This window comes from uncultured Negativibacillus sp. (assembly GCF_944388365.1).
Lineage (GTDB): Bacteria > Bacillota > Clostridia > Oscillospirales > Ruminococcaceae > Negativibacillus.
Map to the genome: position 1 here is coordinate 37,884 of NZ_CALXIN010000002.1, position 12,289 is coordinate 50,172.

The window sequence follows — 12,289 nt, forward strand, 5'->3', positions numbered from 1 at the left end:
CATCGTGATGAATACGTACAGCTATACAGATATAGGTGGGCGCCCGCACAATGAAGATGCCGTTTGTATCCGGCAGACGGGAGAAAATCAGCTTCTTGCCGTACTTGCCGACGGATTGGGCGGACATGGCGGCGGAGAAATCGCCTCCGGCATTGCAGTGGAGACGCTCGACAGCGGATGGACTGGGGTTTCCTCACCGGCTGTTTTATACGACCTGATTATGCAGGCGCACCGCAAAATCCTGTCTGCCCAAACACCTGTCTGCAGGATGCGCTCCACCATCGTGGCACTGTCGGTGGGAGCAGGTCACGCCGACTGGGCCTATGCGGGAGATTCGCGCCTGTACCAGTTTTACAACGGTGAGCTGGTGCGGCAGACACGCGATCACAGCGCCTCCCAGGTAGCGGTGATGATGGGAGAGATCACACAGGACCAGATCCGATTCCATCAGGACAGAAGCCGGCTTTTTCGGGCGCTTGGACAGGATGGCGGCTTGAATGTAGATACCGGAAGCGTGGATCTGACCCCTGGAAATTATGCCTTTTTGCTATGCAGCGATGGCTTTTGGGAATATGTTTATGAGCAGGAGATGGCATCATCCCTTGCGCAGGCAGCTTCTCCCAAAGACTGGGTAGAACGGATGCGCAGTCTGCTGCGTCAAAGAGCACCCGAAAACAACGACAATAATACGGCAGCGGCTGTCTGGCTTACCGTATAGGAGAGGAGCAGATGAGGAAGATGAAAGGAAAACTCAAGGGGATTATTCTCTTTTTATGTGTGGTACTTTGTGTTTTATGCACTGGATGCCAGCAACAGACGGGCAGCGCACTGGATGCCAAAAACGGCGTCGCCCAGGTCATCTGCACCGTGCGGGATGAAAGCGGCAACCTGGTGACAGGCGGTACGGGCAGCGGATTTTTTGTTGGAGAACAGGGCAAAAATCCAGAATATATGATTACCAATCACCATGTCGTCGAGCTTTATCTGGCTGCCGGTTCCGGTGAATGGGTCACGCTGGACATTGGTGAAACACAGATGACGGTAAAGGCGTATGTGGATGTCTATTTTGACCGCGATGATTTTGTGCAGGCAAACGTCGTTGATTTTAATGAAACGGCGGATATTGCCATTCTTCGCCTGAGCCAGCCGACCGATCAGCGCGTGCCGCTCACTCTGACCGAGCCTACCGATGAGATGGTCGGTTCCTCGGTCTACTGTATTGGCTTCCCTGGGTTGTCGGACAATATGCTGATCGACGCCACCACACAGAGCGGTCTAAACGATATGACCGTCACCAGCGGCACCATCAGCCGGCTTTTGACCTCGTCCGGATCGGGAGTTCGTCGGATACAGACCGATGCTGTCATCCAGCATGGCAATTCCGGCGGACCGATGGTCAACGAAAGAGGAGAGGTGCTGGGTGTAAACTCCTGGACGGTCTCCAATTCTGACACCCAGGAAACGAACTACTACGCATGCGATATTTCGGAAGCAGTCCTGCTGTTAAATCAGAACAATATCCAGTATATGATGTCGACTGAATCGAACACCAGCGCAGGTTTCTTGCCGGTAGTTGTGATTGTCGCTGTCATTGCTGTCGCGGCAGTAGTGGTCATCGTGATTGTTGCCAGCAAGAATAAACATCCAAGTCAGCCCGATGCAGTACAGCCGCCAGTGGAACCACAGCCAGCCATTCAGCAGCCGGTGATTCAGCAGCCGGCCTCCGCTGCTGCGAATCCGAATGATTCCGGCTATCGCCTCCAGTGTACCTCCGGCGCCCTTGCAGGCCAGCGCTTTATGATTCGGCAGGATACACCGCTTGTGTTGGGACGAAACAGCGATGTATGCAATGTTGTATTCCCGGGCACACCTGGTGTCAGCGGAAAACATTGCTCTGTATGGTATCAGCATGGTAAAATATTCTTACAGGATCTGAGTTCCAGCCATGGCACCTATCTTCTGCCAGGAACCCGTCTGCCGTCCAATCAGGCAATCGAGATCAAAGTGGGCGATGGATTCTATCTTGGCTCCAGTCAGGAGAGCTTTGTCATCACAGAAAGGCGGGGATCTTAATCATGGAGAATACGCAGCATACACAGCACACGATCATGGATCCTTGTCTTCCGGCTGGAACGGTCATCAGTGGACCAAGACATAGTTTTACGCTGGAAAAGGTGCTGGGCAAAGGCGGCTTTGGAATTACCTATCGAGGAAGAGAAAATTCCTCCGGCAGACCGGTAGCGATCAAGGAATACTTTCCAAACCGCTGTCAGCCTTGCAGAATGCCCAATGGAAGCATTGTTCCTTTGACACAGTACCAGCAGGTATATCAAAACGGAAAGAAGAGCTTTTTAAACGAGGCGGCAATGCTGCGGGCATTGGACGATATTCCTTCGGTTGTACGGATACTGGATTTTTTTCCTGCCAACGAAACAGCCTATATGGTGATGGAATTTTTGGATGGAACCAATCTGCGGCAGATGGTCGAGCGCGGAGGACGGATTCCCGTCCATGTCCTCCGGTCGCATTTGACGCCGTTGATTCGAGATATTTGCGCGATTCACGAGCGCGGTGTGCTGCATCGTGATATTGCACCGGACAACATCATGTGGATGCCGGACGGAACGCTCAAACTGATGGATTTTGGCTGTGCCCGTGCGATGGAGGACGGCCGCTCGATGACGGTGCAGTTAAAACCAGGATTTGCACCGACAGAACAGTATGGTTCACACGGTCAGGGAGATTATACCGACCTGTATGCACTGTGTGCAACGATTTACTACTGCATTACAGGAATGGTTCCTCCGGCAGCGCCGGAACGGCAGTTTGCCGTATATGACAATAAGCCGGACCCGTTGGTCTGGCCGCATGACCTGGATGTTCAGGTCAGTCCCGACTGGGAAGCGCTGCTGATGTGGGGATTACAGCTGAATCCCGAAATGCGTCCGCAAAAGGTGCAGCAGTGGCTGGAACGGGCAGAAGGACTGACCGTCTGGTCAAATACCGAAATGACGGACACCGAGATTGATCCAGATCCTAAACCTAAACCTGAACCAATTCCTCCGCAGCCGGACTTGAAAAAGTCGGTGCTGCACTGGATCGTCATAGGCTTGTGCATATTGGCAGCAGTGTCGGCTGTTTTTGGGCTGGCACAGCTGATCTAGGGTGATGCATAAGCACTGAGAACAAGGAGGTTGCAAAAGTGAAGCCAAGTACGCAATATTGTCCGTATTGCATGACACCCATAAAAGATGGAAAAATATGTCCACGCTGCGGGCTGACTGCGGGGAATTACGTTCCACAGCCCCACCATTTGCGCCCTGGAACCCTGTTGATGGACCGATACCTGGTAGGACGAGTGCTGGGAGAAGGCGGTTTTGGTATCACCTACATCGGCTGTGACCTGCGGTTGGAGCTGAAGGTGGCGATCAAGGAATATTATCCGGTGGACAAGGTCAGCCGAAATACCGCTGTTTCCGAGGAATTGGTCAGCTTCAGCGTTGCGCCGGCACGTTCCGGCTTTGAACGCGGCAAGACCAGATTTCTGCAGGAAGCCAGAACGATGGCAAAGATGGATAAACAGCAGGTGATTGTGGGTGTTCGTGACTTTTTTGAAACAAACAACACCGCCTATATTGTCATGGAATATATCGAGGGCACGACCTTTACCGATCTGGTGGCACAGCGCGGCGGCCGGATACCGCCGGATGAGCTGTTCACACTGATCAAGCCGTTGTTCAGCGCACTGTCCAACCTGCATCGGGCAGGACTGATCCATCGGGACATCTCGCCTGACAATCTGATGCTGGAGGATGGAGAGGTGCGGCTGATTGATTTTGGCTGTGCAAGGGATGTCGAAAACGGAAATGAGACTCTGACCATCACACTGAAACATGGTTATGCACCGATTGAGCAGTATCAGACGGCGGGTGGACAGGGTCCCTGGACCGATGTTTATGCACTTTGTGCGACGATCTATTTCTGTCTGGTCGGACAGAAGCCGCCGCAGGCGCTCAACCGCATCGGTTCGGAGAAATCGATGATCCTGCCCAGCAAATTGGGAATTAACCTGTCGCCGCAGCAGGAAGAGGCGATCATGCATGGCCTGAATCTGTCGCCTAAAAACCGCTATCAAAGCATGGAAGAGCTGCAGGGAGCGCTGTATGCACCGTCTGTCTTGATTCCTGAGCCAGATCCCATCATTACACAGGATGATGATTTAACAAAGGATATCTCGCAGGAACAAACATTGGATGGACCAACACCTATGCCGCTGCCTGATCCCAAGAAGGATTTTTGGCGGCGAAGCCTTGCTTTTGCTCATCGCCATATCCTGTCTATCAGCGCCGGAGCAGCCGTATTGTTGTTGCTGATTCTGGCGGTACAGCTGATTCCTGGGAACACTTCTGTTGAGAAGGGAAACACCATTGTGCAGTCTGGGCAGTCATCCGCTGATGAGGTGCAGGAAGAGCCCAGCATCAACTGGGAGGAGGCTCATCTGCTGACGGCACAGGAGATGACGATGGAAGGCTTGCAGCAGCTGATGGACGATCCGTCGGTGACAGCGTTGGTCCTTCCTTCGGGTGTATCCGGTCAGATTTCCTATCTGACAGACGGCAGTCTTTTTACCTTGACCAAACCCATGCAGATTCAGACAGGCGCTCAACTGGATGTGGACGTTCTGTGCATCGACAAAGAAGGCTTTATCCAGGTTCAGGGCAGTCTGGTGCTGGACGACGGCAATCTGCAGATGAAGGGAGAACAGTTGCGGCTCAGTTTTCCGGATGGACTGGATGGACACCTCAGCTGTGCGCGCGGATTTCTCTGGATGGAAGGCAGCCAGAACCTCAAAGCCGACGATCAGTCAGCGATCAGAAATATCGGCGGTTATTCGCTGGTGTTTAAGGAGGAGATGGATAAAGCCAGAGAGGTGACCAGCTTACAGGAATTGATTGCGTGTGTGGACCAGGAGATTCCACAAGGCATCAAAATCACCAAAGACATTACGCTGAACCGAGAGATTTCCCTTGCTTGTCCGGTTTATATTGCAGAGGGTGTCACCGTTTCTGCTGACTATGTTGAGGGACAGGAGCCGTTCAGTCTGCTACTGTATGCAGATACATCGGTTCTGATTAACTACGGAAGCTGTGAGGCAGGCGTCTGGATGGATCAGGGCGCTGCGTTTATCAATTATGGAAGTTTTTCGGGCAGAAAAGACAGCGACGTAGGAAACGGCGGTGTCTGGCTGTGTGAAGACAGCTATTCGGTCATCTATAATGAAGGCTACATGCTGCACGGAGATTGTTCGCGTCTCTGGCAGAATAGCCATCTGCTCAATGCACCGAGCGGAACATTGGATGCGGAAAACTTCTTTTTGTTGAATGCAAGTCTTTCCAACTACGGAACGCTCACAGCAATGGGAAAAGGGGAGTCGCTCAATCTGAACACCGGTTCCCGACTCCATAACTTTGGAACCTTGACGGTGAACAGTCAGGCGGAAATGTGTAACAATGGTCTATTGTATAACAAAGGAAGTCTGCTGGTGCAATCCGAAGGCAAGCTGTGGAATGAGTATCTGGTTGAAAATGATTTCGGTACCCTTCGGGCAGAAGCGGGAGCAATACTGTTAGGCCCTCCTGGTTTTATTGATCAACCAGCCAATGGCGGATATATTTCGACCGGCGGAACGGTTGAGCTGCTGTGCAGCGATCCACCGGTGGTTTATTCGGTTGCCAATGAGCAGCAGGTAACAGAGATTGCCCAAAATGCTTCGGCAGCTGCAACGCAGGAGCAGCTGGACAGCCTGATGAATGAGATAGCTGTCGATGCGATTGCGATTTCGGGCAATGTGACCTATACCGGCGAGTGCAAGATCACCAAGGATCTGTACATCACCGGCAATCTGACCGTTACCGACGGCAGCCTGGTATCGGTTGCAAGCAAGGTAATTCTTGCGGATGGAGCCAGCCTGACAGCGGACGGCGTTACCCTGCTGGATGGTGCAGCAATGCAGCTGGATAGCGGCACCCTGACCGTAGCAGAAGGCGGACAGATTTATCTGGACGGCAGTGTTCTTCAGGGAAGCGGCGACAGCCGCATCCAGGCAGCCGGAACAGAGATTCAGCTGAGGAATCATTCGCTGATCGTGCCTGAAGCTGATTGCAGCAGCGAGTTTTTCTCGGCGGACAACAGCCATCTGCACATTGCAGATCAGTCGGCGGTGCTGATGCCAATGAGCAACAGCATGACGGTGCTTTCGGGCGTAACAATGGAGATTGAGAACGCTCGTCTTTCCGGCGGCGGCAATCTGATGCTGCGAAGCTGTACGCTGAATATCGGTCAGGGAGGCATCTTTACGGAAGCTGGAAATGATCTTTGTCTGGAAAACAGCACCGTTTCTATTGCAGAGCAGGCAACGGTCTTCAGCGATTATTGCAACGTACAGCTGCGAGGTACGACAATCACCAACGACGGATTTTTCGTTGTTGGCGGATGGGATGAGATGAAGTTCGTGCAGCAGGATAGCGTGATCTACAACAACGGCAAAGCGGAGATCAATCCGCCCCATACGATTACAGGTGAAAGTAAGATCTATAATAAGGGAGCCTTACAAACAACTCCTGACCATCCCTTTGACACAAAGTGGATTGAGGGAAATGCGCAGCAGGCTTTGGCTTGATTGCTGATAAAAGATGAAAAACAGCCCGTGGAATTTTTCCACGGGCTGTTTTTTATCTTTTATCAATTACATACCTTCGTACATCAGAGAGATGACCTGTTCGAGCCGTTCGCTCATCGGTTCTTCCTCTCCGGCGGCGCCGATCGCATACAGAATCAGCCAGTCGGTCACATTTCGCGGGTCGAGCAGTGCCATTCCACAGTCGGACAGCATGGCGTTGAGGGTCCACCAGTGTTCCTCAACCCGCTCCTGAATCGTCATGTTCTCTACATCATCCTGCGAGAAGTTGTCGGAAACAACCGACAGGTCCTCGGTGATCACATAGAGAAGCAGCAGCAGCTTTCTGGGAACGTCCACCTTATGACTGCGAATGTTTTTAATCGCGGTGGTGTTGGGCCAGTTCTGTTTGATCAGCCGCTGCACCAGCGAGTAGTTCTGCCGGTTTTTGCCGGATGGCATACGGAGGGAGAGGTAGGTCTGCATCACCGTTTCCAGCGAGTAATATGGTTCCGAAATATCAATCCATTCCGGCACCGGATGGATCAGCAGCGAAAGAAACTTATCAAAATAATAATATGCCCGCAGATGCTGGCAGCCAAATTTATCCAGATTGTTCAGATAGCAGCTGCGCAGCTCCTCTTTGGAGTTGACCAACAGAAAATTGTTTTGGATTTCTTTGGTCAGATGAGAACTGGTAGCACCGTCAATTTGGTTAAAGCCAGGAGCAGGAGGCAGGCTGTCAAAAAACTCGCGTGCATCCTGATAAGCATATCCGTTGCGCAAAAACCAGGCATACACCACGTCATGTCCATCCCGATACTGGATGCCATAGTCAGTGCAGAGGCTCAACAGATAATCCAGCTGGGATTCGCCAAATCCCAGCGCATATCCGATTCGGAAGATGTCCTCTCGATTGGTCGGCAGATTTTTATCCGTCAGCCAGTTTTTGATTTTTCGGACGACCGACGGAGGGTTAACATCCGGCATTTCTGACAGAAAAAAGTCTGTCAGTCGTACTTGCAGGTCGTCTCCTCCATACATCTGATGAAGGACGTCACTGAAGGTGCGGACAGGCAGCTGATTGTCCTGCAGGTATGCAACGGCCATGGCAGGAGACATGTGTCCATATAAAACGCGATTATATTCTGCGGCAGAAGTAACGGTAAGCTGTCTGTTCATCTACTTTCTTCCTTTAAAATATAAAATAATCTCATTATAAGATACTATATTCCAGAAAAGTTGTCAATATAAGCGATTATGCGGCTGAAGAAATGCAGAGCAAGGCGAGCAGATTGCTGTTATCTACCTTGGATTTTTCGCATGAGAATCGGGATGATGGTTTTATAAAAGGCTGGTCTTGGTTGGGAAAACTACGGTCACAACAAGGAGAAAAATCAATGGATTTTCCTATAAAAAGAGTGACTTTTTGTAAAGGGATGTCCTTAGCGACTGCACTCGGAAACATGTCTCATTTTTGTTATCAACTCGTCTGCTTCGATAGGAGTATAGCTGATTCGCTCCACACAGACGCAGGCACTCTGCCGACTGACATCCCGATAGCTGGGATTTGCATGGACATGCCCATAAAAGTTTGCATACGGCATATTTGTACAGATATACATCGGCGCATGGGATAGGATGAAAAATTCACGAAACAGGATCGGGTAATTGATTGCCTGCTCAAATCCCATTTCCTCCCATTGTTTGTTGGTGTAGTTCTGGTCGTGGTTGCCCATAATCAAAACTTTCTTTCCATTGAGCTCCGCCAAAATCTCGCTGATTCGTTCCGGTTCATAGGAGGAAACATCTCCCAGGTGGAACACCGTGTCCTCTTTTGAGACCACGCTGTTCCAGTTTTCGATGATCGCTTTGTCCATCTCCTCCACCGAGGCAAAAGGACGATTTTCATACCGCAGGATGCGGTCATCTCCGAAGTGGGTATCTGAAATCAAAAAAACTTTCATCGTTATCTCCTGTTAGATTTCAATATAATCGAAGGCTTTCCGAATTTGTGTTTCTATTTCTTTTTCTCCTTGCCATTCGGTGCAGTAGTTTAAGCACCGGCACAGGTATTGTGTGTTGTTCTTCATGACATTTTTCCGGTAATGTACATGACCGCAGATGGCGTATGCCACCTCATATTTTTTATAAAGAGCTTCGTACTGCTTGCTTCCTAAAAAAGCATTGAAATAGCTCCAATCCGGTTTCTGGGCATCCAGTCTTGTCTCATCCACGCAAAATTCCTGAATCGGCAGCATGTGGGTTACGACAATCTTCTTTTTGTGAGGATAACGAGCCATGGTTTCTTCCAGAGCTTTTAAGGATGCGGATGTTCTTCCCAGATTGTCCGATGTCCAGCAGTTTTTGATTTTATCCTGCCAGGTGCGTCCATCCATCTGCATCTTCTCAAAATCAGCGAAGGTGTATTTTTCATGGTTGCCAAAGGAATAATCGTACCATCCAACGTCACCGATGATGACCCAGTCTGTAAGTTCCAGCGGCTTTTCACAAAGACAGTTTGGGTCCTGCAAAAACAGCTGGTAAATTTCATCGGTCGATGTAAGGTCGATGTGATCGTTCCAAAGATCGTGGTTTCCTGGGACGTATCGGTATGCAATATTTCCAAATTGGTTTAATGCAGCAACCGATTCGATGGCCTGATATGCGTTATTGTGGATATCTCCTGCAATCAACACCAGGTCGCAGCCTTCCTGTGCCGCCACATGGTCCAGCGTTTTTAAGACGTCGTAGTCCTGATTGATGTCCACATGAATGTCGGATATAATGCCTATTTTCATCGTTTTTTCTCCATGGATTCCTGATAGAATTTTTGAGCGTAATGACAGGCAATCTGTCTGCCATCGGGCAGCTCCTGCAGTTCTGGACGAGCCGATGAACACAGCTCGGTGCAGTATGGACAGCGTGTGTGGAAGGTGCAGCCGCTTGGCGGATTGGATGGGCTTGGCAGCTCGCCGGTAATCTGAACCTTGCCGCTGTCAGCATCTCCAACATTCATCGACGAGGAGAACAGCATTTTGGTGTAGGGATGGATTGGGTTTTTGGACAGGGTAACAGCGTCGCCCAGTTCCACGATGGAACCCAGGTACATAACGCCGATGCGGTCCGACATGTAGGACACGACGTTGAGGTTGTGGGAAATAAACAGATAGGTGAGACTGAACTTTTCCTGTAAGTCATGCAGCAGGTTCAAAATCTGGGCCTGAACCGAAACGTCCAGCGCAGAGACAGCCTCATCACAGACCACGAATTTTGGATTCAAAATCAGCGCAATCGCGATAGAGACACGCTGACGCTGTCCGCCAGACAGCTGGGAAGGATAGCGGTCTTTATAGCTTTCGTCCAGACCAACCAGGTCCAGCATCTCATCGACAATCTTTGCCCGCTGCTCTTTGCTTAAATTTTTGCGATGGATAATCAAGGATTCTTCCAGAAGCCATCCGATTTTTCTCTTGGGATTCAGCGAAGAATAGGGGTCCTGAAAGATCATCTGTATTTTCTGCGGGATTTCCTTGCGCGCTCTCTTGTTTTTAAAAATGTCCTCGCCCTCAAACAGGATTTTTCCCTTGGTTGGTTCCAGGAGGTTGACCAGCATCTGTCCAAAGGTGGATTTTCCGCAGCCGCTTTCTCCCACCAATCCGAAGGTTTCTCCCTGATAAATTTGCAGCGAAATATCATTAACCGCTTTTACAACGGATTTTCTGTCGTCGGTATAGATCTTTGATAAATGATTTGTTTGCAGTAAAACGTTATTCAAACCTTATTCCTCCAGGTTATCCAGGGTGTATTTGTGGCAGGCGATCTCACGCTGTCCAAATGCAATCCTCTGTGGCGTGATCTGTGTGCAGCAGTCCATACATTCATTGCATCGGTTTGCATAGATACAGCCGACCTCTGGACGTTTTTCCAGAGGAGGGACGCTGTGTTTGATGTTTTCCAGCCGCTGTCCCTTTTTGCTGATGTCCGGCAGACAGGCCAGCAGACCTTTGGTATAGGGATGTTTTGGATGCTGAATAATCTGAGCGGTGGGTCCGCTTTCCACGATGGAGCCGGCATACATGACGTAGGTTCTGTCACAAAGGTGGCTGACAACCCCCAGATCATGGGTGATAATCAAAACGGCGGTTCCTGTTTTGGTGCACATCTCCCGAATGATCTCCAGGACCTGTGCCTGAATGGTGACATCCAGTGCGGTGGTCGGCTCGTCTGCAATCAGCAGCTTTGGCTGGTTGATCAGCGCCAGACAGATCATGATTCGCTGTCTTTGTCCGCCGGAAAGCTGGTGTGGATAGCAGTTGTAAATTCTGTTTGCATCCGGCAGACCTGCAAGACGGATCATTTCCAGCGCTTTGTTTTTAGCTTCTGCCTTGGGTACACCGCGGTTGAGTGCATTTTCTGCAATCTGTCTGCCCACCTTCATCAGTGGGTTTAAGCTGGTCATCGGTTCCTGAAAGATCATCGAAACATCTTTTCCGCGGATGGTGTTCCAGGCAGCATCGTCTGCCTGTGTCATATCCTGACCATTGACCAGGATACTGCCTGCCTCCAGTGAAGCAGTCTGAGGCCCCAGACCCATTGAGAAGGAGGCGCAGAGTGTTTTTCCGCAGCCGCTTTCTCCTACCAGTGCGACCAGTTCTCCGGCGTTGACCGTCAGGTTCAGATCGCGGATGGCGTGGCATTTTTTTCCGTTGATATCAAAACAGATCGACAGGTTGTCGATTTTCAGTACAGTTTTTGTTGTATTATTCAAAGCAATCTACCTCTAGTGCCTGTAAATTTCGTTGAGTCCGTCGCTGATCAGGTTAAATCCCAATACCAGCATGGTGATTAACGCCGCTGGGATGACAACGTACCAACCGGCTGTCAAAATGGTGTTCTGCGCCTCGCTGAGCATCTTGCCGAAGCTCGGTGTCGGAGGCTGGATGCCAAGGCTCAGGTAGCTCAAACCTGCTTCGGACATGATAGCGCCGGAAAAGCTCAGTGTTGCCGTTACCGACAGCTCCTGAAGAAGGTTTGGGAAGATGTGCAGAATCATGATCCGCAGATCGGATGCACCCTTGACCTTTGCTGCCTTTACAAATTCGCTGTTGCGGTACTTTAAAAAGCCGCTTCGGGACATTCTGGCAAAACGTGGAACGGACATCACACTCAGCGCCAGGATGAGATTCTGCACGCTGTTTCCGAATACTGCGATCAGCATCAGTGCCAGCAGAACGCCTGGAAACGCCATCTGCGTATCAATGAGCTTGGTAATGACGCTGTCGATTTTTCCGCCGTAGTAGCCTGCAGCGCCGCCCAGGGTACATCCCAGCAGACCGCCGCAGATTACAACACAAAAGCCGATAAAGAAAGAAATTCTGGAGCCTACCATTACTCTGGACAGAATATCTCTGCCCAGCTGATCTGTTCCCAACAGATTTTCACGGGAAGGAGGGAGCAGTTCCTTCATGACATCAATCTTGTTCGGATCGGCAGGCAGATAGAAGAATCCGACTACCATCAGAAGGAACAAAATGCTGACCATAATCAATCCCAGTGTGAAGTTGCGATTGGAAAGATATTTTTTTAATCTGTTCTGTTTCAAAGTATTTC

The 12,289-nt window shown here is 50.4% G+C and carries 10 protein-coding genes; 4 read left to right on the forward strand and 6 right to left on the reverse strand.

Going from position 1 to position 12,289, the window contains the following annotated elements; genetic code table 11:
• Positions 1-7: 7 nt before the first annotated feature.
• From Q0L39_RS00615 to Q0L39_RS00630, 4 genes are all read left to right on the forward strand, one after another.
• Complete coding sequence (locus tag Q0L39_RS00615; protein WP_296626435.1) at positions 8-718, forward strand: protein phosphatase 2C domain-containing protein; 711 nt, start codon at positions 8-10, stop codon at positions 716-718.
• Positions 719-729: 11 nt separating this feature from the next.
• The gene (locus Q0L39_RS00620) at positions 730-2,073 is read left to right on the forward strand and encodes a trypsin-like peptidase domain-containing protein (RefSeq protein ID WP_296626400.1); all 1,344 of its coding nucleotides are present in this window, start codon (positions 730-732) and stop codon (positions 2,071-2,073) included.
• Between the two features lie 2 nt (positions 2,074-2,075).
• Positions 2,076-3,164: a serine/threonine-protein kinase gene (locus tag Q0L39_RS00625; RefSeq protein WP_296626401.1), complete on the forward strand. Its 1,089-nt coding sequence runs from the start codon at positions 2,076-2,078 to the stop codon at positions 3,162-3,164.
• Positions 3,165-3,334: 170 nt separating this feature from the next.
• A complete protein-coding gene (locus Q0L39_RS00630; protein WP_296626402.1) occupies positions 3,335-6,679 on the forward strand; it encodes a serine/threonine-protein kinase in 3,345 nt (1,114 codons plus the stop codon).
• 66 nt (positions 6,680-6,745) lie between these two features.
• Here the strand turns inward: Q0L39_RS00630 and Q0L39_RS00635 are convergent, their stop codons facing one another.
• The 6 genes from Q0L39_RS00635 to Q0L39_RS00660 all read right to left on the reverse strand — a co-directional run bounded on the left by Q0L39_RS00635 (position 6,746) and on the right by Q0L39_RS00660 (position 12,281).
• Positions 6,746-7,858 (reverse strand): hypothetical protein, encoded by a 1,113-nt coding sequence (locus Q0L39_RS00635; RefSeq protein ID WP_296626403.1) that lies wholly within the window; start codon positions 7,856-7,858, stop codon positions 6,746-6,748.
• A 263-nt stretch (positions 7,859-8,121) separates the two neighbouring features.
• Positions 8,122-8,643, reverse strand: a complete 522-nt coding sequence (locus Q0L39_RS00640; RefSeq protein ID WP_296626404.1) for a metallophosphoesterase — start codon at positions 8,641-8,643, stop codon at positions 8,122-8,124.
• A gap of 12 nt (positions 8,644-8,655) precedes the next feature.
• Positions 8,656-9,477, reverse strand: a complete 822-nt coding sequence (locus tag Q0L39_RS00645; RefSeq protein WP_296626405.1) for a metallophosphoesterase — start codon at positions 9,475-9,477, stop codon at positions 8,656-8,658.
• Positions 9,474-10,454: an oligopeptide/dipeptide ABC transporter ATP-binding protein gene (locus Q0L39_RS00650; protein WP_296626406.1), complete on the reverse strand. Its 981-nt coding sequence runs from the start codon at positions 10,452-10,454 to the stop codon at positions 9,474-9,476. The genes Q0L39_RS00645 and Q0L39_RS00650 overlap by 4 nt, the downstream gene beginning before the upstream one ends.
• A 3-nt stretch (positions 10,455-10,457) precedes the next feature.
• Complete coding sequence (locus Q0L39_RS00655; RefSeq protein ID WP_296626407.1) at positions 10,458-11,447, reverse strand: ABC transporter ATP-binding protein; 990 nt, start codon at positions 11,445-11,447, stop codon at positions 10,458-10,460.
• Between the two features lie 12 nt (positions 11,448-11,459).
• Positions 11,460-12,281, reverse strand: a complete 822-nt coding sequence (locus Q0L39_RS00660) for an ABC transporter permease (RefSeq protein ID WP_296626408.1) — start codon at positions 12,279-12,281, stop codon at positions 11,460-11,462.
• Positions 12,282-12,289 lie beyond the last annotated feature (8 nt).